The organism is Candidatus Dependentiae bacterium (assembly GCA_016191325.1).
Taxonomy (GTDB): Bacteria; Babelota; Babeliae; order Babelales; family JACPOV01; genus JACPOV01.
Map to the genome: position 1 here is coordinate 749,490 of JACPOV010000008.1, position 25,093 is coordinate 774,582.

26 protein-coding genes and 1 other RNA gene are annotated in these 25,093 nt (G+C 40.5%); 12 read left to right on the forward strand and 15 right to left on the reverse strand.

What is annotated here, in order from left to right; all coding sequences use genetic code 11:
* Nucleotides 1–181 precede the first annotated feature (181 nt).
* A complete protein-coding gene (locus tag HYX58_04080) occupies nt 182–637 on the forward strand; it encodes a hypothetical protein (GenBank protein MBI2775155.1) in 456 nt (151 codons plus the stop codon).
* A gap of 208 nt (nt 638–845) precedes the next feature.
* Here HYX58_04080 and HYX58_04085 read toward each other — a convergent pair whose 3' ends face one another.
* The 3 genes from HYX58_04085 to HYX58_04095 are packed head-to-tail and all read right to left on the reverse strand — an operon-like array spanning nt 846 to nt 3,734.
* Nucleotides 846–1,961 (reverse strand): glycosyltransferase, encoded by a 1,116-nt coding sequence (locus tag HYX58_04085; GenBank protein ID MBI2775156.1) that lies wholly within the window; start codon nt 1,959–1,961, stop codon nt 846–848.
* 4 nt (nt 1,962–1,965) lie between these two features.
* Nucleotides 1,966–3,537: an AMP-binding protein gene (locus tag HYX58_04090; GenBank protein MBI2775157.1), complete on the reverse strand. Its 1,572-nt coding sequence runs from the start codon at nt 3,535–3,537 to the stop codon at nt 1,966–1,968.
* Between the two features lie 5 nt (nt 3,538–3,542).
* Nucleotides 3,543–3,734 (reverse strand): ferredoxin, encoded by a 192-nt coding sequence (locus HYX58_04095; GenBank protein MBI2775158.1) that lies wholly within the window; start codon nt 3,732–3,734, stop codon nt 3,543–3,545.
* A 245-nt stretch (nt 3,735–3,979) separates the two neighbouring features.
* Between HYX58_04095 and HYX58_04100 the strand changes: the two genes are divergently transcribed.
* The 3 genes from HYX58_04100 to HYX58_04110 are packed head-to-tail and all read left to right on the forward strand — an operon-like array spanning nt 3,980 to nt 6,017.
* Nucleotides 3,980–4,621: a hypothetical protein gene (locus tag HYX58_04100; protein ID MBI2775159.1), complete on the forward strand. Its 642-nt coding sequence runs from the start codon at nt 3,980–3,982 to the stop codon at nt 4,619–4,621.
* Nucleotides 4,618–5,283 (forward strand): dTMP kinase, encoded by a 666-nt coding sequence (gene tmk, locus HYX58_04105; protein MBI2775160.1) that lies wholly within the window; start codon nt 4,618–4,620, stop codon nt 5,281–5,283. The genes HYX58_04100 and tmk overlap by 4 nt, the downstream gene beginning before the upstream one ends.
* Entirely contained in the window at nt 5,238–6,017 is a 780-nt protein-coding gene (locus HYX58_04110; GenBank protein ID MBI2775161.1) for a hypothetical protein, read from the forward strand. Before tmk ends, HYX58_04110 begins: the two co-directional genes overlap by 46 nt.
* Nucleotides 6,018–6,032: 15 nt before the next feature.
* On the opposite strand, the gene HYX58_04115 is transcribed toward HYX58_04110, so the two are convergent.
* The 5 genes from HYX58_04115 to HYX58_04135 form a co-directional block, all read right to left on the reverse strand.
* Nucleotides 6,033–7,598, reverse strand: a complete 1,566-nt coding sequence (locus tag HYX58_04115; GenBank protein ID MBI2775162.1) for a WD40 repeat domain-containing protein — start codon at nt 7,596–7,598, stop codon at nt 6,033–6,035.
* Nucleotides 7,599–8,052: 454 nt separating this feature from the next.
* On the reverse strand, nt 8,053–9,510 hold the full coding sequence (locus HYX58_04120; protein MBI2775163.1) for an RtcB family protein: 1,458 nt from the start codon (nt 9,508–9,510) through the stop codon (nt 8,053–8,055).
* 53 nt (nt 9,511–9,563) lie between these two features.
* Entirely contained in the window at nt 9,564–10,007 is a 444-nt protein-coding gene (locus HYX58_04125) for an archease (GenBank protein ID MBI2775164.1), read from the reverse strand.
* Between the two features lie 32 nt (nt 10,008–10,039).
* Entirely contained in the window at nt 10,040–10,342 is a 303-nt protein-coding gene (locus tag HYX58_04130) for a hypothetical protein (GenBank protein ID MBI2775165.1), read from the reverse strand.
* 109 nt (nt 10,343–10,451) lie between these two features.
* A complete protein-coding gene (locus tag HYX58_04135) occupies nt 10,452–10,748 on the reverse strand; it encodes a hypothetical protein (protein ID MBI2775166.1) in 297 nt (98 codons plus the stop codon).
* Between the two features lie 171 nt (nt 10,749–10,919).
* Between HYX58_04135 and HYX58_04140 the strand changes: the two genes are divergently transcribed.
* Genes HYX58_04140 through HYX58_04150 form a run of 3 tightly spaced genes read left to right on the forward strand, consistent with a single transcriptional unit; the run spans nt 10,920 to nt 13,988 of the window.
* Nucleotides 10,920–11,354: a DUF721 domain-containing protein gene (locus HYX58_04140; protein ID MBI2775167.1), complete on the forward strand. Its 435-nt coding sequence runs from the start codon at nt 10,920–10,922 to the stop codon at nt 11,352–11,354.
* Between the two features lies 1 nt (nt 11,355).
* Nucleotides 11,356–12,933, forward strand: coding sequence for a hypothetical protein (locus HYX58_04145; protein ID MBI2775168.1), 1,578 nt, complete (start codon nt 11,356–11,358; stop codon nt 12,931–12,933).
* Nucleotides 12,934–12,947: 14 nt separating this feature from the next.
* Nucleotides 12,948–13,988, forward strand: a complete 1,041-nt coding sequence (locus tag HYX58_04150; GenBank protein ID MBI2775169.1) for a UDP-N-acetylglucosamine--N-acetylmuramyl-(pentapeptide) pyrophosphoryl-undecaprenol N-acetylglucosamine transferase — start codon at nt 12,948–12,950, stop codon at nt 13,986–13,988.
* On the opposite strand, the gene HYX58_04155 is transcribed toward HYX58_04150, so the two are convergent.
* The 3 genes from HYX58_04155 to HYX58_04165 form a co-directional block, all read right to left on the reverse strand.
* Nucleotides 13,943–15,871: a hypothetical protein gene (locus HYX58_04155; GenBank protein MBI2775170.1), complete on the reverse strand. Its 1,929-nt coding sequence runs from the start codon at nt 15,869–15,871 to the stop codon at nt 13,943–13,945. The two genes, HYX58_04150 and HYX58_04155, sit on opposite strands and share 46 nt — an antisense overlap.
* A gap of 91 nt (nt 15,872–15,962) precedes the next feature.
* Nucleotides 15,963–17,858, reverse strand: coding sequence for a transglycosylase domain-containing protein (locus HYX58_04160; protein ID MBI2775171.1), 1,896 nt, complete (start codon nt 17,856–17,858; stop codon nt 15,963–15,965).
* A gap of 79 nt (nt 17,859–17,937) precedes the next feature.
* Nucleotides 17,938–18,219 (reverse strand): hypothetical protein, encoded by a 282-nt coding sequence (locus HYX58_04165; GenBank protein ID MBI2775172.1) that lies wholly within the window; start codon nt 18,217–18,219, stop codon nt 17,938–17,940.
* A gap of 558 nt (nt 18,220–18,777) precedes the next feature.
* Between HYX58_04165 and rnpB the strand changes: the two genes are divergently transcribed.
* The 4 genes from rnpB (at nt 18,778) to HYX58_04185 (ending at nt 21,052) form a co-directional block, all read left to right on the forward strand.
* An RNA gene (gene rnpB, locus HYX58_04170) (RNase P RNA component class A) lies at nt 18,778–19,119 on the forward strand.
* Nucleotides 19,120–19,142: 23 nt separating this feature from the next.
* A complete protein-coding gene (locus tag HYX58_04175) occupies nt 19,143–19,841 on the forward strand; it encodes a PASTA domain-containing protein (GenBank protein MBI2775173.1) in 699 nt (232 codons plus the stop codon).
* Between the two features lie 59 nt (nt 19,842–19,900).
* Nucleotides 19,901–20,419 (forward strand): hypothetical protein, encoded by a 519-nt coding sequence (locus HYX58_04180; protein ID MBI2775174.1) that lies wholly within the window; start codon nt 19,901–19,903, stop codon nt 20,417–20,419.
* A 66-nt stretch (nt 20,420–20,485) separates the two neighbouring features.
* The gene (locus HYX58_04185) at nt 20,486–21,052 is read left to right on the forward strand and encodes a hypothetical protein (protein ID MBI2775175.1); all 567 of its coding nucleotides are present in this window, start codon (nt 20,486–20,488) and stop codon (nt 21,050–21,052) included.
* A gap of 46 nt (nt 21,053–21,098) precedes the next feature.
* On the opposite strand, the gene HYX58_04190 is transcribed toward HYX58_04185, so the two are convergent.
* The 3 genes from HYX58_04190 to HYX58_04200 are packed head-to-tail and all read right to left on the reverse strand — an operon-like array spanning nt 21,099 to nt 23,448.
* Nucleotides 21,099–22,106 (reverse strand): NAD(P)-dependent glycerol-3-phosphate dehydrogenase, encoded by a 1,008-nt coding sequence (locus HYX58_04190; GenBank protein MBI2775176.1) that lies wholly within the window; start codon nt 22,104–22,106, stop codon nt 21,099–21,101.
* Entirely contained in the window at nt 22,103–22,792 is a 690-nt protein-coding gene (uppS, locus tag HYX58_04195; protein ID MBI2775177.1) for a di-trans,poly-cis-decaprenylcistransferase, read from the reverse strand. The genes HYX58_04190 and uppS overlap by 4 nt, the downstream gene beginning before the upstream one ends.
* Nucleotides 22,789–23,448 (reverse strand): hypothetical protein, encoded by a 660-nt coding sequence (locus HYX58_04200; protein MBI2775178.1) that lies wholly within the window; start codon nt 23,446–23,448, stop codon nt 22,789–22,791. The genes uppS and HYX58_04200 overlap by 4 nt, the downstream gene beginning before the upstream one ends.
* A 97-nt stretch (nt 23,449–23,545) precedes the next feature.
* Here HYX58_04200 and HYX58_04205 point away from each other — a divergent pair, with 97 nt between their 5' ends.
* On the forward strand, nt 23,546–24,223 hold the full coding sequence (locus tag HYX58_04205) for an HAD family phosphatase (GenBank protein ID MBI2775179.1): 678 nt from the start codon (nt 23,546–23,548) through the stop codon (nt 24,221–24,223).
* A gap of 125 nt (nt 24,224–24,348) precedes the next feature.
* Here the strand turns inward: HYX58_04205 and HYX58_04210 are convergent, their stop codons facing one another.
* Entirely contained in the window at nt 24,349–25,059 is a 711-nt protein-coding gene (locus tag HYX58_04210) for a TIGR00730 family Rossman fold protein (GenBank protein MBI2775180.1), read from the reverse strand.
* Nucleotides 25,060–25,093: the final 34 nt, after the last annotated feature.

The following is a 25,093-nucleotide window of genomic DNA, read 5'->3' on the forward strand; positions in this document are numbered from 1 at the left end:
ATCAATATAGATACCCATATCAGTATTCATACTCATATCCATATATTTGGACATTCTACTGAGGCGCTAAGAATTTCATCTCGAAGTTATTTTATTTAAGGAATTTTGAGAAAGCAAACAGCTCTTTTTTTTACACTTTTTGATCGCTCTAACCCGTAATCATAAATTCAAGGAAATTATTATGAAATTAAAATCTCTAGGACTATTTTTCATCATGTTGATCTTTTTTAAAGGCATGAATGCGGAGCGTGTGTATTTCTATCATGATTTCCATGAGCCGGTACGCGCAAGCGTAACAAAATCGATTGTTGCTAGCATTGGAGGAATTCTATTGCTCTCATTGGGATATAAACTGGAACAGAAACTCGAACAAACTGCCCGCGCGACTATTCCAGATTATAATAGACTCTTGGCTGAGCTTAAAAACAATGTCGAGTATATGAATAAAAAATACGGATTCTGGACACCAAGTCTCACCCGCTACTACGTTCCTGATATGCCCCAGTTTTATGAGATTGCAGCAAGCTCGCCAGAAACTGCCGCAGCGCTGAAAAAGCTTTACTACCAAAGCGGGTGCTCATATGTTGCAGGCAGCGTTTTATTAATATTCGGGATATTTGGGTTATTAGGTGACTAAATATTAGTCAGGGCAAAAAAAACCCCTATCCAGACAGAACGTCGTGGACAGGGGAAATGGAGGTTATCTAATTAAATCGAATAATAAATTATTCTGTGTTGATGATACATCAAGCACACACAAAAATCAAATTTTATTCCGATCGCGCTTGCAACTGCATCATCAAGAAAAAACATATCAAAATATTATTTCAAAATGCAAATATTTCCTATTTTTTCCCAGAAAGTCTTTCATAAAGCTCCCGGTAGGAATCTGCCATTCGGTCAAATCTAAATTCATTCGCTATTGTAGCCATCCCCTCTTTCCCGAGAGCGGCCGCAAATGGGCTATCGGTCATTATAGCGCATAAATTATCATAAAAAATAGGGCCGTTATTTGCGGGCAATAAAAGCCCATTTTTTTTATGCTGAATGACATCGTGCTCAAGCTCGGCATTGGTAACCACACAGGGAATTCCGATACTCATCGCCTCTAAAAGTGCCATTGAAATCCCCTCTTTTACAGAAGATTGAACGAAGCAATCAAAAATAGGATAATAGCCGATCGCATTCTTCCCAACGATAAAAATAACCGCGTCTTTTATATCCAATTTCTCCGCCAGTGAACGCAAATAGGCCTCCTGGGGCCCGCCGCCAACCAAAACTAAGCGGGTTGAGGGATAATTCTTATGAATTTTTGCAAAAACTTCGATTAAGAATGAGTAATTTTTAAGTGGCACGAAACGGCCAACCGAGCCAAACACAAAATTATCTTCAGTAAGGCCTAAACTCTCTCTAGTTATAAGATTTTTTTCACTCTTGCTGCGTATTCGATCGGCATCAATGCCATTTTTAATAATGTGAACGCGTTGCGCTGGCATAAAGCGATAATCGTTCATGGTGCGGCAAATCCCCTCTGAAACAGCGATAATCTCATCTGCCAACCAAAGGGAAAGCGAATCGATCGCATTCCGCACGAAACCGTTTTGATCGTGATTATTATGAAGCGCACAAATGACGGGAATACCTTTCAGTTTCCCTACTATTCGGCTGGCCACATTTGCCGCCCAAAGTGATGCGTGAATACAACTCGGTTTTTCTGAATCGATTGCTCGATAAAGCGCAATCCAAAAAAACGGATCGAATAGACAAAAATAGCCTTTAACGTGATAGGTTTTTATGCCAAGTTCATTAATGCGCGCGACAAAAGGGCCTTCATGAAAATAAACCACTGCTTGCTGAATGTTTTTTTCTTGAAGCCGCTCAGTCAGATCATAAAGCAAACTCTCTGCGCCGCCCATTTTAAGGCTTGAAATGATATGAATTACTTTAACTGCGCTCCCCATTTTTTTAATCTCTGATCGTGTGATTTGCTAACTCAACACGAAGCTTCTTTTTATCTATTTTGCCCAAAGCGGTCATCGGCAAATCATCCATCACGATAAATTTTCGCGGAATTTTATAAAGAGCTAAATTACGTGCACATAATTCTTTTAGCTGCTTTTCAATATCGGTAACTTTTTCTTTCAGCGCCAGAAACGCTACCGGAATCTCACCTATTGCTTCATCTTTTTTTCCTACGACAGCCACTTTGATCACCGCTGGATGACCCATAATAATATTTTCGATCTCTTGCGGATAAATAATGAGCCCTTTGTTTTTGATAATGTCCCGCTCGCGTCCATAAATCACTATGCGGCCTTGATCATCAAAATAGGCGCAATCTCCCGTATTGAGCCAACCATCCTGCATCACAGCAGCTGTTTGCTCCGGCGCGTTATAATACCCAAGCATCACGTTATCGCCCTTCACCCAAAGTAACCCTTTTTTACCGTACGGAACTTCTTTATTATCTTCATCACGGATCGAACAATCAATGCCAATCGCTGGGCGACCTACCGTATTTGGGTCACACAGTTCCTCGTCAAAGTTGATCGCGATCAACGGCGAAGTTTCGGTCATTCCATAGCCATTGCTAATTTTGCGGCGATAAATAATTTCAAAACCGGTTCGAATTTTATCCGGCATCGCGTCGCCACCCGAAACAAAATATCGAACGGAACTAAAATCTATGGTGCGCATCAAACAAAATAGGCCATACATTGCAGGAACCCCAATCACAGCAGTGGGTTTATGGCTCAAGCCATGAAGAATGTATTTGCGGTCAATTTTGGGCACAATGATAACGCTTGCACCAACCACTAGATTTCCCCAAACACATGCAAACTGTGCAAAGCTGTGAAAGAACGGCAAAACACCCAACACGCGATCCTCGGGATGAACATCTAAAATCGCTAAGCCTTGCATGATATTGGTCAAAATGCATTTTGTGCTCAACATTACGCCTTTCGGAACACCTGTTGTTCCTGAAGTATAAAGGAGTACCGCAATTTCATCCTCTTCCCGCTCAGGAATTTCCAGATTTTTCAGCTGATCGTCGGTCGGTAGGGCAAACTGCGCCATTTGCTCTGCAGAAATTAATGGTGGGAGTTCTCGGGCAATTTGTTTTATTTTTTCAGCAAGCTGCGCACCTGCAAGGAGTGCTTTCGGTTGCGCATCGCTAATAATATGATCAAGTTCTTTTTCATGCAAATACGTGTTGAGTGGGGCAACCACCGCTCCGGTTTGCCAAGCGCCGTAATAGGCAATGTAAAAGTCGATCGAATTTTCAAAAAGTACGCACACGCGATCGCCAGCTTTTACGCCCATTTGCCTTAACGCGAGAGTAACCGCTGTCGCTCGTTCATAAAGCTTTTTATAGGTAACGATTTCCTCATCGGCAATAAGCGCCGGCATATCGGCAAATTTCATTGCCGCCCTTTTTAGTAAATGCCCCGCAAAAATAAATGAACCGTTATGAGAAAATTCAGACTTTAAATGATTGAATCGGCCAATTTCGGCCCGAGAATGGCGCACCTGCATACTAATTATTCCTCATACTTGATAACGGCAACAGGACATGCAAGCGCAGCTTCTTTAATCTGCTCTTTGTGCGCGTTAAAATTAGCTTCTTTTTTTACACGACAGATATCGGTAACCTCAAAAACCTCAGGCGTAATAAATTCACACGCACCGCAGGTAATGCATCCGGGTTGAATAATAACTTTTTTCACAAATATTCCTTCGGATAATCAGGCCACGACAATGGCTTTTTATTATTTACCATAAAGTTTTTTTCAACATTTATCAAAAAACTCGTGGCTCGCCGCAAAAGTAATCGAACTGTTTAAGGTTTTTGTTATACTTTGCAATACTGTCATTTTAAAAATCTGTCTATGTAGATCTTTTGGTACTCAACCGAGGATAAACTGTGAGAAAGTTTTTCTTATTCGTTTTGTGCAGCGCATTTTTTCAAACGAACACAATGGAGCTAACTAAAAAAACGGCAGCCCCAATCATTTTTAATGAACTTGCATGGCAACTTATTTTCCGCACGATTATTGATACAACTTATGAACAAGATTCGGGAAAAGATAAATGCACTGTCAAAAATGAGATGCGCAACATAGCGCTTTGCTGCACATCCTTAAACAAAATAGTTAAGAATCTAGGGTCTGACGATTCGTTCAATAACTATTTTATTTTGCGACGGGCCCCAAACATAAAATTCAAGAATTCCAGGCTCAATGACCTTATATCCAAGCAAATGCTAGCTGCGGCCCATCTTGGAACACCTTCCGCTTTAAAAATTTTGGAAAAGCAACTTCAAGAAGGAACCCTAACATCGATCAAACTCGTTTTGGATGCGAAATTTAAATCGCGACAGCACCTCGTGCCTTGGTTTTTTGCTTGCAGCAATACATGTGGGGGTGAGTATGAAACAACGGTCTCCATCGCGGAAGCGCTAGCGGACGTTTTGAAAAACTTTCCCAAGACAACTCAATTATTTTGCCACAACGTTTTGAAGGAACGACAGAAGCAAACCCCATCATTTGCAAAGACCCAAAGCGTTTCCTCTGAATTGGATAAATTGGCCGCAGCGTACGACGAAAAGGAAGAATCATGATTACAAAATTAAAGCGTGGGCTTCTCGTCGCTATCGAAGGAATTGACGGTTCTGGTAAATCAACGCTCGCGCGAACCCTTGCTGAACAATTTGAAGGACAGAATATTACAACAATTTTAACCCGCGAACCGGGCGGCAGCCAATTAGGAAAGTCGCTGCGCACCATTTTGCAGCATCAGGAAAAGCCGCTCTCACCGATCGCCGAATTTTTGCTTTTCGCTGCAGATCGCGCTCAGCATTTTAAAGAAGTTGTTGTTCCTGCGCTTAATGAAAAAAAGCTTGTAATTTCAGATCGCCTGAGCGATTCATCACTCGTTTATCAAGGATTTGGCAAAGGAGTGGATCGCACAATGATCGCGCAAGTAAATGAATGGGCAATGCAATCAATAAAGCCTGATTTGGTTATTTACGTCCGCATTGATGCACAAACGGCCCGCGAACGGTTGCTTGCTCGCGGCAAAAAGCTAACATCGTTCGAAAAAGAAGCAAGCGAATTTACCCAACGTTTGATCGATGGATTTGAAACTCTTTATGCAAACACAAAAAATGTTATCATAGTGGATGGTACTTTCTCGCCACATGAATTGGCAACGTTCACCTTTAACCAGATTAATGTATGGCTCACCTCCAATCACCGCATCACCGACTCAGCGAAGTTTTAACGCTACACCCCGCTCACTTGGTGGTGGGCAACGAGTATGATGCAAAAGAAGCGGCAATGCATGCCCTTAAAAACTATTGGTGCACAAAAAAAGGATGTGGCTCGTGCATCGCCTGCATCCAATTAAAAGAAAATCAGCATCATGGCGTTTATTGGGCTTTTCCAGATCCGAATTATACGCTTGCTCAGATTGATGAGCTTCTTGAAAAAACACTTCTTTCGCTACAGGAAAATGAACATTTCTTTTTAATTTTGAAAAAAACCGATTTTTTATCGGCCGCATGCGCAAATCGAATGTTAAAAATCCTTGAAGAACCGCCTCGGGGTTATCATTTTATTTTATTAGCAGAACGAACTGATGGCCTGCTTGTAACTATTCGATCCCGCTGTTTGGTTACCGATCTTAAATCGATCGCAGCAACTGCAGTTACCCATCCGATAGCATCACTTTTCGTTTCTCTGAATTTTAAACATCCTGATGTTTTGCTGAAACTTCTTGATGAGCATGATTTGCATGATCGGCAAACGCTAGAGCTGACAGATCAACTTCTTGCTTACTGGTTGCAAAAAAAATCTGCTGCTTACAAAGAATCTGAAAAGAACCAGACCACGGCTTGCATCATGGTTGATTTGTTAAAAGAAGCTTTACTGCATCCGCCTATGCCAGGAAGCAGTAAGCTCTTTTGGAAAAATATGTATCTCAAGGCAAAAAAATTATCCGGCAGAATTAGTTAATCGCGCCTAGAGAAATTACTTTTTTTCTAGCAATGCCTTCACTTCTGCTGGTAACTTTTTATATTCATCTGCGAATTCTTTATTAAGCGCATTGACGCCTGCTTCTTTTGCAATTAAGAATATAATGAGCTGCTTGAGCGAAAGCGATTTTAATTTGAGCTCATCAGATTCCCAGATAATAACCGATCCTTTGATACCACCTACGCCCTGCGCTGATGCAAGTTTTCCATTTGAGTTGAATACCACGTTTTGCACCCCCTTCGCCTCTAGAGTTTGAAGTTTTTTGCCGGTAAGCGCATCCCAAATTGTAATTGAGTCTTGGCCGCCAACGGCTAGTTTCGTGCCATGTTCATTGAATGCGACTGAAGTTACCAGCCTCTTTTCGTTATCGTTACTTTGCAATTTGTTTCCTGTAGCAAGATCCCATACTATAAAGCCATCGTTTCCTCCCGAAGCAAGCTTTGTACCATCTGGACTAAAAGCTACAGAGTTTATGATATGTGAATGACCAGTTAATGTTTTAAGCTTATTTCCAGTTGCAAGATCCCATATAATTACCGAAAAATCTTGCCCGCCTGAGGCTACCATTTTTCCATCCGGGCTGAATTTTACCGAGTGAGCAGAAGCTGTGTGGCCTTGCAGGGTCTGAATTTGCTTTTCTTGCATAATATCCCATATAATGACGTTGGGGCCAAACGCCTCAGCCAAGGCCAACTTTAAGCTATTGGGGCTGAATGCAATAGATCTTGTATTAACAGGTATCGCTTTAAGTTGTTTACCGCTAGGAAAATCAAATAGAGAAAGGTCTCGGGTGATTGATCCTGCAACAAGTTTTTTGCCATCCGGACTAAACAAAACGTTTTCAGGGCGAGTCTCAACTTGGATTAATGCAAAATCTTTTTTTAGAACAAGGTCCCAAACTATGATTGTAGCTTTATTTGCCCTACGAGACCCATACGCGATTTTTCCACCATCTGGACTGAATGCTACCGAGTCAATTTCACTGAGTTCAGTTAATGATTCTGATTGACTGAATGGCAAGCCCAAAGCGCTTATAAGATTGTTCGTTACCATTTTTTGAAGATCTTGTGGAAGCAAAGCATTTATTTGGTTGAAGATTCCCTGTCTTGCATTAAGCTCCGCCAAAGCGTTCGAGGATTGCAATCGTTTTACTAGAGCGTTAACTGATGCTTTTAATAGTTTTTCAATGTCTAAATAATTGGCAGCTTGAGCTACGTATGCAATTTCTGTGAAAGTAAAATTTTCTAATGATTTTTCTATTAACTTTGCATCATCAAGTACGCCACTGTTTGCCAATGAAAAAATAGCTTGAACTGCCCCAAGCGAGAGTTTAGGAAGGGTTATTACACTCCCTGCTTGCAGTACTGCCTGATCATCCTCCGCCATATTTTTCAACGTGACAGAGCTTGCTACTACTTTTTTTAGTAATTGATATGCCTCAGAATTTATAGCAGGCACGGTTACTTCAATATTACCAGTATCGTCTTGCACAATAAACGGAAATTGGGGGGCTGATGTCTGTTGTATCCCTGTCGCTGGCAGATATTCCTCTTCCTCCATACCGCTCGGGGGACAACTGGCGTAAGCAAGATTCGTGCAAATGAATAATATGGATATCGCTCTGAATGTATTAATTATTTTCATATTTACCTCAGCCACCTTGCGAGAATTGAATTGGTTTACTGTATTTATCATAGAGTATATATTAAATCTTATTTGAAAATAAATAAAAAATTTGGGCTTATAATTAATTATTTTTACATTAAGAGTAAAAATATATTTTGAGAATATTATTTTATAAAATATGCCTGAATAGGCTGTTGAATATATGCTGGCTCACTAACTACTGTTTTTTGGGCTTGAGCTAGGAAACTTGTCTTACCTAAGCGCAACAACTATGCGCCCTGCCCACCCAATAACCTTCAAAAAATTTATTTTTTTCTAATTCCTTTTTTTTGTAAACCGGCAGCTTCTCAGGAATTTCGATGCTTACAAAAAAGTCGACCACCCATTATTATCCGCCCTTAATCACCGCAATCGGCACTAAGCGCGCTACCTTTTTTGCAATACCCGCATCATGCACAACGTTTACTACTTCTTCGACATCTTTGTAAGCGCTCGGCGCTTCTTCTGCAAGGCCAACATCCGAATCGCATCGCACAATAATCCCTTTTGATTCCAATTGCCCGCGAAGCGCAGATCCGCGAACCGATTTTTTCGCCGCGAAGCGAGACATTTTTCTTCCTGCACCGTGGCATGAGGAACCAAATGATAACTCCATTCCTTTATTCGTGCCCACAAGTACATAAGAAGCGGTTCCCATCGTGCCAGGAATTAAAACAGGCTGCCCAACTGCGCGGTATTTTACCGGAACCTCCGATCTTTCTGCGCCAAAAGAACGTGTTGCGCCTTTTCTATGCACTAAGAGATCAAGCATCGAGCCATCAACTTCGTGCTTCTCCTTTTTTCCCATGTTGTGCGAAACGTCGTACACTAAATTAAGATGTGCATTATCTCCGAGCACCTCTTGCCATGCTTGCCGCACCCAATGGCCAATCAAATGTCTATTTGCCCACGCAAAGTTTGCTGATGCTTGCATTGCTGCAAAATATTCTTGGCCTTCAGGTGATTTAAAAGGCGCGCATACCAACTCCTTATCGGGCAGTTGTATGTTCCATTTTGGCAATAAGGGCATAAATTGCCGTACATAATCTGTGCATGTTTGATGGCCCAAACCGCGGGAGCCGCAATGGATCATCACCGTCACTTGATCTTTGCGCAAACCAAAAATCTGTGCCGTTTCAGGATCTAAAATCTCATCAACTTTTTGCACTTCAAGAAAATGATTACCAGAACCGAGCGTTCCTAATTGATCAGCTCCCCGTTCTTTTGCTTTATCGGAAACGAGATCTGGATTTGCACCGCTCATGCATCCGCGCTCTTCACAATATTCAATATCAGCAGGTTCCCCAAATCCCTTTTCGAGCATAAAAGGTGCACCGCGAGCCAGAACATTATTAAGATCTTTTCCTTTCATCACGACGTTGCCGCCCCGCCCAACGCCTGATGGCACTGCGTTAAAAAGTGCTGTCGCTAATCGTTCAAGATCTTGTGCAATTTCTTTCGCAGTAACATTTGAAGCCAATAGACGCACACCACAATTAATATCGTAACCTATTCCGCCGGGCGATATGACACCTCCATGATCAATAGCGGTCGCTGCAACGCCGCCGATTGGAAACCCGTATCCTTCGTGAATATCTGGCATCGCAAGCGCATAATTAACGATACCAGGCAACGTGGCAACGTTCACTAACTGCCAAAGGGAACGGTCAATGCCGATATCTTTGAGCATTTTTTCAGTTGCAAAGATGCGTGCCGGAACTCGCATATCAGAGCGAAATGTCCGCGGAATCTCATAAAGGTATTTTTCGATTTTAATTAAATCTGCTTGAGTTATTTTTTCTGCCATAGCTTCCTTTTTTTTGTGCGCAGCAGTTAGATCATCGTATAGAGAGATCACCGTTAAATATCAAAAACAAGTTCCGTAGTCCACAGGCCGTCAGCTGTTTTCGTAATATGACATTCATGATAGGTTACCGCTTTTATTTCTATTTCAAAACGCAAAACAGGCACTCCTCGGAGCGTAGCTTTTAAAACATTGGTGCCCAACTGGTGAATGACCGCGTCAAGATAGGCTTCGTTATGAACATCTGAAAGATACAATGCATCTGATAAAAAATTTACTAGAAGATCTTCTAGTTTTTCTCCAGAAACTTTTGAATTGCGTGTGACTATAAGATCTTGGCAAACAAGATAATCTTTTTTTTTAATGCAATTGACCGCCGACGGACCAATTGATTGAAACATGCCGATAAGCGCATTTATAAATAGTTCTTCCTGTGTCGAGCCAAAAACGCGAATTTTCAAATCGGCGGTATGGGATTCAACCTCAAATTTTTTTTGCACTTCGCTTACTCCCCTCTTTCACAAAACCACCACTAAGAAATGAGACAATGCTTATTTGTATCGGTTTTCATATCTGCATTGTCATCTTTATTTTTCGCATGCGCAATATCGACTTTACTGTTTTGGGATGGATTATTTTCCAGAACATACTCACAGTAATACGCGCCGCGCGAGGCGCTACCAAAATCGAACTCAGGGTTTGGGGTGCAAGAGACAATCTTATATCCTAGGCAGACCGCTTGGAAATTGCGGTTTTGAGATTCGGTGCCAACAGGGCCCACGGCATTTACAATTACTGAGCCTAAAAACATTATTCCCAAGAGATTATATTTCATCGAAGATCCTTTATTATAAAAGCAGATGCAAGGTGAATGATCGCTCATTATACTTCGTATTGGAGATAATCTGTAGTATATTTCGCTATAAAAACTTTTACAGCAAATCTTAAAAACTACCAGTACTCGAAACCTTGGGAGCGGCACTATTATTATTTGTTGCTGCGCTTGGATTTTGCTGTTGTAACGGATTTAGAACTTGGGGAGAATTTTGAAAATTTTGTGCGCCGTAACTAATTCCTGGAAAGTCTGCCCAATACTGGCCCGTTTGTTGGGAAGTTATAGCGTAGCCAATGACTATAGAAACAGTGGGCTGCGTTTGGTTTGTTCCCGAGTCGATAGGACACGAAGTACCAATGGCGGTCCATGCAATGAGCATTATAGCAGTTAATAATCTTAGTTTCAAAATTATGCCCTTTTGAAAAATTAATAATTTATTGAAATGAAAAGTATGCCAATCATTATAAGGTAATTCTGCTGGATGTTCAACCCAACACTTTTGCACAATCATTGATCTGGAGGCAATAAGTATCTACACTACATGAACGTTGAACTACTTTTTAAGGATTTCCTATCGATGCCAATGCATATAAAAGAACTCCTGCCACACTTGCTACCTGCAGATCAATCGTGGAAAGTGACACTCCTTGCACAGTGGCAAACGATTGTTGGGAACCTAAAGGCACATGTTACGCTTCTTAAAATCGCGGAAGACACGATAACCTTAGGGGTCTTTAACTCAAGCTGGCTTCAGGAAATGTATCTCCTCTCCCCGGTCATTCTGGAAACAATTAACAAAAGTCTCGACCAGCCCAGAATAAAAAATATACGATTTAAACAGATAGCGCAGAAAAAAAAAGGTGGAAACGCTCCTTCTTTTAAGCGGATTACTGCCGTCGCCCCACTATCGTTATCAAAGGAACAAGAAGCGGCGCTTAGCAAGATAAATGATCCAGAACTGCGCATCGTTTTATTTCAGTTTTTACAACGCTGCAATAGGGAGAAAGAGTAACATGAAGCAATTAAGCCTTTCAGGCAGTTTTCTCTTCATTTTAATACAAACGACTTTATCCTTAATGCCAACTCCCCCGCCCCATCTAGATGATGGCCCTACTAATCATTTTCATCTTTATATATGGGGATATTATAATGATTTATCAGCACAACATAACGTAGCTAAAAAATGTTTTGATACGATCATGCGATCAGGCGGATCCCTTTACAGCTATCCAGGCTACATTCACAATCTCTTTAATACTAAACAATACGAAAAAATAATTTCGATGATTCCGCAGATCGAAGCAAATTTTTCGCAGCAGCTTGATCTCCAGATGATCATTATTAAAGCTCTTGAATTGAGTGGCAAGCAATCACAAGCTGATAAACGAATCATGGCGCTAGCAAACTCACATCCAGAAGATGCAGAACTCGTTTATTATGCTGCAGCGGCGCATGTTCGTGCACGGCATCCTGAAGAAGCAGTCGCAATCATGGATCGTTATTTAAAAATTCGGGGTGAAAAAAGCTCGAGCTTTATTTTCTATTTCTTAAAAGCCCAGATTTTTTTTCAGCTCATGCAAAAAGAGTCGGCCGTTTCTAACATCGGCAAATGCGTCGAATTAAATCCAAATTTTGAGCAAGGATGGCTTCTTTCCGGTTTGATCAATGAACTCAGTGGAAATGTAGATAAAGCAATGTTAAGTTATCGCAACTTTCTCTCTATAGTCGGGCATGATCCCAACGTCGAACGCCAAATATTGAATCTGATGCTTAAGAAAGAAAACAGCAAACTCATGCCGCTGAATGATTCTCTCCTAGATCGAGCACTCGACTTATATCACCAAAAAGAATTTATTACAGCATTGGAACTCATAAACGATCATTTATTGATTCATCCCTATGAAGAGTCTGCAAGACTCTTTAAAATTGAGCTTCTCGGCTGTCTTAAAAGGTCAAAAGAGGCGATCGCTCTTTTAAAGAACTGGATCGACGAAAATCCGAATAACCCTTCCTTGTATCGAATTTTGCATCTTATGTATCTTAACAAGACCGAACAACGAGCTGTTATAGCGACATTAAAGCATTATGCGCATTTAAATCCCTCGATTACCTATCCTTTTTTTTATTTGATCGATATTGCGCTCAAGAAAAATACGCTTTCAGAGGCATTATATTATCTTAATCAAGCGATTGCTTCATCAAAAGATGTACTGATTAAAACACAACTTCTCTATCAAATTGCGATTATTTATTATGAGCGGCATCAATGGCCATCGATGCTTGAGACCCTTAATGTAGCATTTAAAATTAATCCAGACTTTGCTCCCCTGAGCCATCTCCTTGCCGACTATTATTTAGTAAAAGATAAAAATTTCAAAGCGGCGCAATTACATATCGATGCAGCACTTAAAAAAGATCCAAACAATCATCTTTTTCTCAATACTCAAGCAAAAATTTGGTATAAAGAAAGAAAATTCTATAAAGCACCAGATTTAATTCAAGTCAGTAGCTATCAGAGCACAAAGAAATTACCTAAACTAAAATATGTTCAGAAGTTGAACAAAAAACACAAAGAACTTTCATTAGCGTAAAGGTTTTATTTCCTATGAATAGCCCTATTTGTTTTGTTGCTGGCGGATCGGGGGGCCATGTAGTTCCTTGTGCCACCATCGCGCAAGAATATCGCGAGCGCACAAATGCACCGTTCCTTTTTTTTACTTCAGATCGCGCACTTGAGCATTCTATTTTGAAAAATTATTCATTCATAGAAAATCCTGAAAAACTCCGCCTCAAAAAGTTTCCTGGCTGGCGCTTCTGGCTTTATCCTTCGTTTATAGTGTCGTTTGCCAAAAGTTGCTCCGCAGCATTTTCAGTATTAAAAAAAAATAAGCCATCCAAAATTATCAGCTTTGGTGGCGCAATTTCTATTCCTGTTTGCTTGAGTGGAGCGCTCCTTGGTATTCCAATTGAGCTTTATGAGCTCAATGCGATTCCAGGAAAAGCAGTACGCTTACTTTCATATTTTGCTCAACGCATTTACATTTGCTTCGAGCAAGCGCTCGATAAGTTGCCCACATCAAAATGCATACTTACTCCCTACCCAGTGCGTTTCAAAACTGCAAAACGCGAACCATTGGCACTTGCGCAACCAAAAGAACACAAGACAATCTTAGTGCTTGGTGGATCTCAAGGATCTGCATTTATTAATTCGTTTATTAAAAATTGGATTAAAGAAAGTCCACTCGCGCCATCGTTGCATATTATTCACCAAACCGGTGCTCAACATAGAGCCGAACTTATGGAATTTTATACAGCCAATCGCGTTACAGCGCATGTTTTTGATTACGATAATGCGCTTGACGCCTATTATCAACAAGCAGATTTAGTTGTATGCCGCGCGGGCGCCGGCTCACTATTTGAAACTCTTTTTTTTCAAAAACCTTGCATTACCATTCCGCTTGAAAATTGTGCAGACAACCACCAAAATGCAAATGCATCGGCATTTGCTGAGCGTTATCCCGAACTCGTGTATATTTTGCGCCAAAACGATTTGGTAACCGACCCAGAACTTTTTGATTACGCGGTTCGTATTGCGTTGAACTACGAAGGCCAAGAATCGGGCCTACCACCCAGCGTAAATACATAATAGTTAATCCCTGCTTTTCGCAAAAGTGGATAGTTTGCAATACTTATAGGGCCGTCCAAAATCATATCAACCATATGTTGCCCTTGTTGCGTAAGAACACGCTCACCGCTGGCTCCTGAACCATTAACAAAGAGCACCGCATTTCCATTTTCCTGAATATATTTTTTCACCTCGCTTTGAACATTCGCTTTATTCTTTGGATACTGCGCAAGCCAAGAAAGAAAGTTTTTCTGGGCAGCTTGAGCGATCGAAGGCTTTAAAACAATTGCGCCATTTTGATCTTTAGTATACGAATCGTCGGAAAAATAAATGAGTCCCAATAATTGATCAATGCGCAAATCTGGCGGTGGCGCAAAATAATAAAAATTCGCTGAACTATCAACGCCCGTAGGTAGAAACGAATCGGCAAAAATAACATACCCAATAACTCCTGAACGGTTTCCATCTTTTGGATCGGTGTCAGCAATTAATCCATTCGTATTTGCGCTCATTTTAGAGAGATCTAACTCGCCACCAATCAAGCCAGCTTTGGTATACACTGCGCCCTGCCCAATTTTGCCTTCACTCAAACGATCGAGAAATTTTTTCGCTTTTGTGTCATCATTAGTTAAGAGAGTGACACCATACAGCCACGCCTCTTTTTCTTTTATTTGTGGACGAATAATCGTAAAATCTAAAACTTTTCCCGCTTCCACTTTTTTTGCAATACTATAATCCTGAGTTTTATACGCAACCCAAAATGTTTCAGGCGCGTCGTACGCAATAGAAGTAGTATCGTCAGTCGATTCTTTTGTAGCTGCCTTAGTGCGTTCGATTTGGGCCTGCTGCGCCGATTGCCGCCATACATGACATTGAACTGGATTGATATCACGTAGTTTTCCGGAAATTGGCTGATCAAAATTTCCGATCGATAAACCCTGAATTGTTACATCCAGCGCACCGCTATCTTTAGAATATACTTCATACGTGTAAAGCATAGGGCCAGCTGGATCGTAAGTTTTGGTGGTTTCATTATATGAAACGTTTCCTATGCCCTGCTGCGCAATCGGCATCGTTGCAAATGGATTGTTTCCCGCTGAAAAATTAAATGCAGCTTTTTTGCCCGGCTGCGGCCGAATAGAAAAAGGAAAATTTGTTGAGGTAGATTGCAATGAATTGAATGTGCCTGCTTCAAGAGTTATTTTATAATCCTGGCTATCTTTAACAAATTCGAGCGTCACATCTTTTGCACTATTATTATAGAACATTCCTAGAAAATCGGTTGTCGCCGTTTTTATCCCCAAATATTCTGCAGCAAAATTAGTTTTTGCTCTATAAACGCGATAGAAATACATATTATTATCATCTTTTGGCCAAGGATAAATATCACGAGACAAAATTTGATATTGAGCAGATGCACCCGCTACTTTTTGTAAATCTTGCACAGACGCTTTACCAAGCAACTGAGCAAAACTATTTTTTGGATCCGCAAAAAGAGCCACACTAAAATAAAGTTGTTGATTTACAAACGATTGGCCACTATTAGTAAACGGCTCAACGATTTGAGCATAATCATAATCTTCTGAAATGCTCATCCCCATTGCCGGAACAATTCTTTGCGTGGCAGCAAGTACTGCATTTGCCGTATCGTTCCATACTTGAAAGCTATAATGATAATCTGCCGTGACGATACCAACACTTTGGCCTATACCGTTAAGGAAACCACTCGCGCCATCACTAGCATTTTGCGCCGTATTTACAAACTTATTTTTTAAATCGTCCCACTTTTGGTCAATATTTTCGTTTTTATTTGATTGATCGTTCTGGCTAGCGTGGCCCAAATGAGGCGTTATGAGAGAAAGAAAAATTATCACCCAATAAAATGGATTGCCGATTATGCTCATCCGTTTCTCCTTGCTTCTTAAAAACATTGCTATACTACTAACCTGATTATGCGATTAGCAAGCATTGTATGTGTGCCCAGCAAGCCCCATTTCATTCGGCAACGAGAATTCTCGTTGCGCGAGAATCGGCCAAAGTGCAACGCTTTCCGGTTTTTTCGTCGATAATTATAGCTTTTAAAGAAGGGTCATAGGTGAATTTTTTTTGCCCGCATGAAATATATTTCTGCATTGATAACCATAAAGGAAATGCTGTCGCTGATCCAAAAATATATCTCCCCAATGATCGATTGTCGTCGCAACCTATATAGACGCCGGTCGTGTGCGTTGGCGTTGAGCCAATGAACCAACAGGTGCGGCACGTATTTTCTGTTCCCGTTTTTCCTATCGCTTCACTTTGCAATAAATCTGGGTGCCTTTTTTTTAATCGCTCGATGCTCAAGCCAAGAATGTGTGCAACTTGTCCACTAACTGCAGGGGCGATCACTTGTTTTTTTAGCGGCTGTGCTTTCCAAATTTTAGTTCCCCATTGATCTTTTACCCATGAAACAAGATGTGGCTCCACATACGCTCCGTGTTGAGAAAAAATGTTGAACATTCCTACCGCTTCTTTAAGCGTTCCATCAATGCAGCCAAGTGCAAGCGAAGGATATTCGTGGATTTGACATTTTATTTGGCAGTCACGCGCGAGTTGTGCTACGCGCGCGGCACCGATGCGCAATAATGTTTTGATCGTCACGATATTATTTGAATGAGAAAGCGCATAGGCAAGCGTCATCGGCCCATCAAACTGATTCGAAAAATTTTCTGGCTTCCAAACATTATTTCCCGAAGGAATTTCTAGCGGCTCATCAATCTCAACTTCATCAAATCTAATTCCTTTTTCTACCGCGGCTGCAAACACGAGCGGTTTTAATATTGAACCAAATTGCCGATGCGCTCCGTGCGCTCGATCAAATTTCGATGCAGCAAAATTGTATCCGCCCACAAGCGCTTTGATTTCGCCCGTCGCACCTTCCATAACGATAACGCTTCCATCTATTTCTGGCATCATCTTAATACGTAGTTGGCTAATTTTTTTTTCAAATTCTTCTTCAGCGTCCTTTTGCATCTGCAGATTTATTGTCGATTGAATAATCAGGCCGCCCTTGTACAATAGATCGCGCCCAATTGCTTGTTCTGCAAATGCACGAATCCATTCTTTTGCATGTGGTGCGTGCATCGCTGTGGGCTTTGCAAGCTCAAGCGGTTTTTTTATCAAATTTTCGTAATCGTCTCTTTTAATAAATTCGCATTGAAGCATCGAATGCAAAATAATATTTCTGCGCTCTTGGCAAGAAAGCGGAAACAAGAGCGGGCAATAATGCCCCGGCGATTTCATGATCGATGCAAGAACCGCAGCTTGATCAATCGTTACATCTTGCACCGAGCAATTCCAAAAACGTTGGCTCGCTGCTTGAATGCCATAAATACCACAACCAAAATAAACGTTATTTAGATAAAGTTCTAGAATTTGATGTTTGCTTAATTGCTGTTCCAACATCAATGAAACAATTTGTTCTTTAATTTTGCGAATGAATGTTTTTTGTGGATCAAAATAAAGCATTCGCACGAGCTGCTGCGTGATAGTGCTCGCACCCTGCATTTTTTTTCGGTGATAAATATTAACAAATAAAGAACGAATAATACCGCGCCAAGAAATGCCGGTATGTTTAAAAAAAGAACGGTCTTCTGCCGCGACAAATGCTTGGATTACATGCTCAGGGACGGCTGAAATAGTTATTGGCTCTTTACGGTCTACTTGAAAGCGTGCCCATTCAACCCCTTCATCATCAAGAATAATTGAAGGGCGAACAGCACTATCCCGATGCAAAGCTGAAACATCAATCCAGGGATATGCTGCAATAAAAACAAAACAGCCAAAAAGCAGTCCTAAAAAAGAACCAAAAAAAATAAGGAAAAGTGTCAACACACGTGAATATATGTTCATAAAAAGGATAAAAAAAGGCCGCTTTTTTAAACGGCCTTTTTTAAATTCAAATTAATCAATGACTAATTCGAGCTCACACTTAATTACGTGCAGCAAGCTTTGTCATATCATCTGATGTTTGTTCTTCTTGGCTAGAAACAATTTTGTAAACAACCAAAACACCAGCAATAAGAGCTGCGCCCACGCCATATTTAATTGGATGAGAACGAACGTGTGCTACAACAGATGATCCAACTTCTTTAATACGCGCAATAACTGAAGTATTGTCAACTGACTTAACCTCAACTTCTGCAGAAATATTAGAAACATTTACAAGTACTAAGCTAGCAAGTGCCGCCCCGAATAATAGATTTTTTTTCATAAGATCAACTCCTAAAAATAATGGTATCCTTATTATTTCGTATAAAAGTTACTTGAATAAGGTGGTTTGTCAATATAATATCTCGATGGAGTCAATTTTTTAACGGAGGACCCAAATTGAATATTATTTGCGCACCCAATATATATGTAATTCTGCCCGTATTTTTTTTTGCTGATCTTTCTGTAGCCTATTTTTTCTCCTATCCTTATTTGCAATTATTATGGTCACTTTTTTCTGTGGCACTTTTTGCTACCAATTCTCTACCAACGCTGTGCGCACTGCTCGGCTTTCTTTATCTTGAATATTTTTCTTATATTTCATGTGCGCAGGAAAGTGTTACCGTTATTGCATACGCCACCTTATGGATCGTGCCTCTTCTGCCTTTTTTGAATTACAGGATAGATCTTTTTTCGTATATATTTTTGGGTTTTTCACTCATTATGGCCCATTTTTTGCAAAATCCATCTTGGATACTCACGCGAAGCGAGATATCCTGTACCATTCTTCAGATTTTTGTTAATCTAATACTGATTCGCATACTTTTGAAATATAAGAATTAGAGGCAATCTAGACAATCGCTTTCCCCTATAAAACAGGGAAAGAGGAAAGTCCGGACTCCTAACGAAAAAGCACCTTAGAAACTAAGGGGGGCGTAAGCCCATGGAAAGTGCCACAGAAAATAACCGCCTTTTTGTATAAAAAAGGTAAGGGTGAAAACGTGCGGTAAGAGCGCACGCGTTATTCTAGTGATAGCATAGCGAGGCAAACCCTGCTTGGAGCAAGACACAATAGGCACGGACGGTATTCGTTCCGGTTTTTACGTGCGGGTACGTCGCATAGATAAATGATTGTCATTCGCGCAAGCGAAAACAGAATCTGGCTTACTGATTGCCTTTAACCTTTTTCTTAACAGCACAACGACCTTGAAAATTAGTTCATTCTTTTGGATACTTCCATTTATAAGTTGTATTGCTGGCTACAGCATTCTTTATGTTCGCTACGCTCAGCAACAAATACCAGTTCCGCCACTTATTGGCAGCACTGTGCACAATGCATCACTTCTTCTTGCAGAAAATCAACTTAATTTGCGCCTCCTTGCACAAAAAGAAGATAACGATTTGCCAGAAGGCACCATCGTAAATCAAACACCGCAAGCTGGCCAATTAACACGTATTAATCAACCAGTTTTTTGTGTTGTCTCAAAAAAATCAACACTTATGCAAGCGCCTGATTTCATAGGAAAATCTATTTATGAAATCGATCAACTAGCAAAGAAGAATTCATTGCGTTTGAGCGTTTATGAAGTTCCGAGCTTGCAACCATCTGGCGCCTGCATCGGCCAAATTCCCGCAGCAAACACAGATTTAATAAACCGAAAACTAATGGTATATATCACGGCACCCGCAAACAAAGAATTTATTTTTCCAGATATCTGTGGCAAAAAAGTTTCGGATCTGATTTCTTTTATTGATGAGAATAATTTTAAAATAGAAATCGTGCATAATCGTGAGAAAACCTTCGCACACGATTGTTCAAAATGCACCATCCGCGAACAACGTCCGCTTGCCGGCACAATTATTAATCAAAAAAACTATCTCTCGGTTCAGCTCTTGGTTGAATAAGCAAAATCCTTTGTTATACTGAACTCGAATTCCATATGTTTTTTTCTCAAGGAGAATTTATGAAAAAACAAATCTCACTTTATGCTTTTGCATTTGTTTCATCTCTTGCGCAAGCAGATTGCTCAACATGCCCTGCTGCTGAATCTACTTCAATGAGAGAAATGGCAAACAAAATTGAAGGAATCGAGTTCAGATTTTCTGTAAGCAGAAAACCTGGATGCGACGAAGCAAATTGGAATCGCATTGTTGGCATGGCAAGTGATTGCATTATGATGTGCCAAAATCAAGCTGATCAAACAAATATTATGCCTGAAGTTTCAAGCGTAATGTGCCAAATCGCTGATTGCTGCAAGATGGATAAAAACCTCGAAGGTAATTTGTCTATCGGCGCTTTTGCTGATTCAGAAGAAACCACACGCCAAATGCCAATGGACGAAACCTGCAACACCTGCGAATCAGAATGCCAAGATGGCGTTTGCCCAGCAGTAAAGAACGAAGAAGTGTGTTGCGAACAAGTATGCGAAAAAGATGCTTGTGCAGAAAATTGTGCATCTACTGATATGCAAATGACTGCTTAATAGCTTTTAAAAAACAACTATCTTAAGGGACGGCATTCGCTGTCCCTTATTTTTTTTAGGAGATAAATGAAGTTAAAAAATATACTCGTTATTTTAATCATTGCACAAAGTTTCATCATTTATTCAGAAGATACTTTGCAGCAGAACTTTCAAACAGTAGCAATTATTCCTGGGTTACAAATTTTCCAAGGGATCGCTTCACAAAGTGAAATAATTTCGGTACAGGATGGAACAATCAAAGGAAATTTGGTGGTGCCAAGCGAGGCTCAAAAAAAGGGATTGGCGCTCATTTCTAAAATCAACGGAAATAAAGCTGCTTCTGAAAAATTACTCAGTGCTTATGTAAACTATTTGAAAGAGATTGATCTCGTTCCAGATGCTGAACAACTTTCAGCGATAGAATTAATGATCAATTCAACTGCAATGCAAGCGCTCATGTTTTTGAATCTGCAGCACCGCAAAGAAAAGCAGCTGATTGAAATTTTCAAAAAAAATAATACCGATACTGAAAAAATTGCAGCGATCGAAGAATATAATAATCAAAGGCTTGCAGAATTCACCTTATTTCTCAATCAAACAAGAGATCTCATGAAAGAGCACTTCTTTCCTAAGTTTGAAGTTACAAAAAAATAATAAGTGATAGTAAAAATAAAGAGGCATGCTTTATGCCTCTTTTATATTAATTTATAATAACGCATTCTTGTTCGAGTGGTCTTTTCATGAGCTCATTAAGCAAATCATCAATTTTTTTTATTCCAACAATTATTTCGTAAACACCCTTGCATACAGGCAAATCAAGTGAAAGCTCGGCGATCAATTGATTTACGGAAGCTGCGGTATTTACACCCTCGGGAATGTATCCTGTTTGCGCAAGAATGTGCTCAATTGTTTGTCCTTTTCCAATTCGCTTTCCAACTTCGCGATTGCGACTGCGCTCTCCCATCGCAGTAAGCACTAAATCTCCCACCCCAGAAAGCCCGAAGACCGTTTCCGCTCGTCCACCACGCAATTGGCAAATAAGCATCATTTCATGAAGCCCGCGCGTGAGAATAAAAGATTTTACATTATCTGAATAACCTGCCCCATCAAGCATCCCGATTGCCAGCGCAATAACATTTTTGAGTGCACCGCCTATTTGCACACCAATAAGATCGAGCGATAAATAGGATCTAAAAAAATCGTTGCTCAACATTTTTTGCAATTCTAAACCGAAATCACAATCGGTGGTAGCTAAAGTTACTGCTGTGATTTGCTGAGTTGCGACATCCTGCGCAAAACTTGGGCCGACCAGTGCCGCTTTGTGTGCAACCGGGCCAAGAACATCATCAAGCATTTGCGTTGGCAATAATAATGTTTTGTTTTCAATACCCTTAGAAAGAACAACCCATTTTTGATCTGGTTTCACATATTTTTTGCAATTTTCTAACGTTGAACGTAAATATTGAACCGGAATTGCTTCAAATATTATAGAAGAAGTATTAAATAATTCTTCTAAATCTGTGGTCGGCGTAATACGATCTGAAAGAATAATACCGGGCAGATAGCGGGAATTAGTTTTTTTTGTTCGAATTTCTTGAGCAACTTCTTTATCATGGCACCACAAATGAACATTGAATCCATTATGGGCAAGCAATGTTGCAATTGCTGTTCCCCAATTCCCCTCACCAAGAAGTGCCACGTGCTTCATGTACCAAAATTCCTTTTACTTTCTTCAAAATTTAAACAAGCAGCTTGCAGATGATCTTCGGTAATTTCTGGCCAAAAACAATCGAGAAAATAAAATTCACTGTAAGCCGCTTGATAGAGAAGGAAATTACTCATCCGTTTGGTACCACCAGTACGAATAATCATATCTGGCTCAGGAATACCGGCAGTCCACAATGAATTATTGAGTGTTTCATCAGTAATATCATTTTCCGAAAGTTCACCGTTTTTTATTTTCTGAATTATAGATTTAACGCCTTGTATAATTTCCTGCCGAGCACCGTAGCAAAAAAGAAAGTTTACTTGCAGGTTATGCCCTTGGTTCGTTTGAGATTCTAGATTCTCAATTGTTGAAAGTAATTGCGCAGGAAAAAGTGATCGATCGCCAATAAATCGGGCACGCACACCATATTTAAGAAAATCGTCGACAAGTTGAGGCGCTTTTGAAGCAAGCAAATCAAAAAGGTAACTGCGCTCATGTTCTGATCGTTTAAAATTTTCAATCGAAAACGTATAAAGCGAAAGATAGGCAATTTTCTTCTTTAAACAGAATTCCACCGCTCGCTTTGCTGCTTCAAAACCGTTTGAATGACCGATAAGAGAACCCAGACCTTTTGATCGAGCCCAGCGCCGATTACCATCCATAATAATTGCCAAATGCTTCATCATGCCATCGATCCTTTTAAACCAATTGCAAAACCTTTAATCTTGATTAATTTTCCACCGAGCCAATTTACTAAATGATACATAAGCACCATGCCAGAAGCGTAAATTAATCGTTCAATGATAACAACCGGCATCAAAGCTGCAAACATCGGCACGGTCATTGGTAGGCAGTAAATCCATAAAACAGAACCAACTGCGTGCGCAGTAAAAGTACTCCCGAGAGCCGTCAGGAAAAGAGACCGAACCGGAAGCAACTGAATAATCATTGGAATAAACCAATACAAGCTATACCACCATGCTTGAGCTCCAACCGAATGCGCAAGAAAAAGTGCTATACAAATAAGTGGAATAAGAATTTTAATTGCCCTGTTTTCTACCGTCCAATAAGCGGATGCACAAATGGTTGGAATCTGGTATGCTAGTGGTGTGAAGATAGTACCAGTAATTAACAAGCCTCTCAGCAATCCCCTTATTACTAATCCGCCGATCGCCAACGGCAATCCGCACCAGATACCAATTAAAGGTAGCATCGAATTACTCAACGAAAAAAACCCATATTGGGAACCCAAAATAGCGTTTACTTTAAAAAGGCTGACTATTTGAAGTAAAATAAAACTAAGAGCGAGCCCGAAAAGCGCTTTTGATGAAGGGCGAACCATTAACTACCCCTGAGGTAAAATAAACAATGAAACATTTAAAACACATAAACGTAGTATATACACAAGACTGCTACGGGACAACACCGAAAGGGAACTCATGATAAATCGGTATAAAGCCGTCATCTTTGATTTAGATGGCACAATCGTTGATACCGAACATATTTGGAAACGAGCAACTAAGGAATTGCTCAACCATCGCGGCATAGCGGTTTCGTCAGAAATCGAGCTTTTGTTGCAAGAAAAATTGAACGGCTTGGCACTCAATCAAAGCTGTACTTTTTTGAAGAATCATTTTGATTTACCAGATGCACTCGCAGTACTTATAGAAGAAAAAGCGCTACGCGCCAATCAACTGTATGTGCACGAAGTTCGGTTCGTTCAAGGTTTTTTAAGTTTTCACGGCGACGTGATTAAGCATAACTTAAAGACCGGCGTTGCGACTAACGCACACGATGAAACTGTAGCGATCACCGATCGAGCACTTGGCCTTTCCAAACTTTTTGGTGAGCATATTTATCCAATATCGCGCGTAAGCAATAAAGGAAAACCCGATCCTGCGATCTACCTGCATGCGGCGGAAAAGCTCGGCATGAACCCGGAAGACTGCATCGCTATTGAGGATTCGGCGCATGGACTTGCTGCAGCAAAAACCGCTGGCATGTTCTGCATTGGTATTAATACCGCAAAACGCAGATCCCAACTTGAGCAAGCTCATCAGATCATTGAAGGATATGAGGAAATTAGCTTACCTCATCTATTGAGCCGCACTTCGTAAGCGAGGCTAACTTTTTGAGGCACATTATCTGTAATCATCAGCACATCGGCTCATTTGAAACCGTGTACTGCTGATTACACGCCTGGTTACACCAAGTTACAACCGGCCTCCAATTAGGAATTTCTTTATTTTTCACGAATTCTCTTCTTTTTTTTCAGCAAATCTGTGTTCTCATGACTCGCATGCTGTAGAAACTTAAGCGCCTCGTCCAGATCATCGGTCATTCTAATAAAATTAAGCTCTTCTTGCGTAATCAATTTTTCTTTTAAACTATAGTCTTTAAGCCAAGCCACAAACGGTTTCCAGTATTCGGTACCAATCAAAACAATCGGAGCAACTGATAAATTTTTTGTTTCCATTAAGGTTAATATTTCAGTTAATTCTTCCATCGTCCCAAATCCGCCCGGAAAAACGGCAAATGCAACCGAGTAATTAATTAGTAAATATTTACGCGCAAAAAAATAATCAGTGGTAATATAATCATCCATTAAACATGCATTCCCTGGCTCAGCATCCGATAATCCTCGTACTAGCACTCCAAGCGTTCTCGCCTTTGAAGTTTCGGCTCGAACTCCGCAAGTTGCTGCCTGCATAATACCAGGGCCGCCTCCTGTAATAACCGATAATTCATGTTCGATTAATTTATGTGCTAAAAGATGCGCTTGGCGCGCATAAATGGTATCTTGCGCAAGGCGAGATCCCCCAAAAACTGTGACTATTGGTTGTGGTAACTTTGATATTTTCCAAACTCCGTAAATAACTTGAATCGTTGTTCGAAGCGATCCTCTCAGCAAGAGGCCATAGGTATACAAAAATCGTTTAAGCCCATCCAGCATGGATCCTCCTGTTTTTAAGTACTACGAGGCGTTG

Bases quoted from the DNA above. Each gene is read 5' to 3' on its own strand.
- HYX58_04110 (MBI2775161.1), top strand. From the start codon at position 5,238: ATGGCTCACCTCCAATCACCGCATCACCGACTCAGCGAAGTTTTAACG.
- HYX58_04120 (MBI2775163.1), bottom strand. From the start codon at position 9,510: ATGGCAGAAAAAATAACTCAAGCAGATTTAATTAAAATCGAAAAATAC.
- HYX58_04130 (MBI2775165.1), bottom strand. From the start codon at position 10,342: ATGAAATATAATCTCTTGGGAATAATGTTTTTAGGCTCAGTAATTGTA.
- HYX58_04200 (MBI2775178.1), bottom strand. From the start codon at position 23,448: ATGGTTCGCCCTTCATCAAAAGCGCTTTTCGGGCTCGCTCTTAGTTTT.
- HYX58_04155 (MBI2775170.1), bottom strand. From the start codon at position 15,871: ATGAGCATAATCGGCAATCCATTTTATTGGGTGATAATTTTTCTTTCT.
- HYX58_04210 (MBI2775180.1), bottom strand. From the start codon at position 25,059: ATGCTGGATGGGCTTAAACGATTTTTGTATACCTATGGCCTCTTGCTG.
- HYX58_04190 (MBI2775176.1), bottom strand. From the start codon at position 22,106: ATGAAGCACGTGGCACTTCTTGGTGAGGGGAATTGGGGAACAGCAATT.
- HYX58_04150 (MBI2775169.1), top strand. From the start codon at position 12,948: ATGAATAGCCCTATTTGTTTTGTTGCTGGCGGATCGGGGGGCCATGTA.
- HYX58_04160 (MBI2775171.1), bottom strand. From the start codon at position 17,858: ATGAACATATATTCACGTGTGTTGACACTTTTCCTTATTTTTTTTGGT.
- HYX58_04100 (MBI2775159.1), top strand. From the start codon at position 3,980: ATGGAGCTAACTAAAAAAACGGCAGCCCCAATCATTTTTAATGAACTT.
- HYX58_04165 (MBI2775172.1), bottom strand. From the start codon at position 18,219: ATGAAAAAAAATCTATTATTCGGGGCGGCACTTGCTAGCTTAGTACTT.
- HYX58_04205 (MBI2775179.1), top strand. From the start codon at position 23,546: ATGATAAATCGGTATAAAGCCGTCATCTTTGATTTAGATGGCACAATC.
- HYX58_04140 (MBI2775167.1), top strand. From the start codon at position 10,920: ATGCCAATGCATATAAAAGAACTCCTGCCACACTTGCTACCTGCAGAT.
- HYX58_04185 (MBI2775175.1), top strand. From the start codon at position 20,486: ATGAAGTTAAAAAATATACTCGTTATTTTAATCATTGCACAAAGTTTC.
- HYX58_04080 (MBI2775155.1), top strand. From the start codon at position 182: ATGAAATTAAAATCTCTAGGACTATTTTTCATCATGTTGATCTTTTTT.
- HYX58_04090 (MBI2775157.1), bottom strand. From the start codon at position 3,537: ATGCAGGTGCGCCATTCTCGGGCCGAAATTGGCCGATTCAATCATTTA.
- HYX58_04145 (MBI2775168.1), top strand. From the start codon at position 11,356: ATGAAGCAATTAAGCCTTTCAGGCAGTTTTCTCTTCATTTTAATACAA.
- HYX58_04085 (MBI2775156.1), bottom strand. From the start codon at position 1,961: ATGGGGAGCGCAGTTAAAGTAATTCATATCATTTCAAGCCTTAAAATG.
- tmk (MBI2775160.1), top strand. From the start codon at position 4,618: ATGATTACAAAATTAAAGCGTGGGCTTCTCGTCGCTATCGAAGGAATT.
- HYX58_04115 (MBI2775162.1), bottom strand. From the start codon at position 7,598: ATGGAGGAAGAGGAATATCTGCCAGCGACAGGGATACAACAGACATCA.
- HYX58_04180 (MBI2775174.1), top strand. From the start codon at position 19,901: ATGAAAAAACAAATCTCACTTTATGCTTTTGCATTTGTTTCATCTCTT.
- uppS (MBI2775177.1), bottom strand. From the start codon at position 22,792: ATGATGAAGCATTTGGCAATTATTATGGATGGTAATCGGCGCTGGGCT.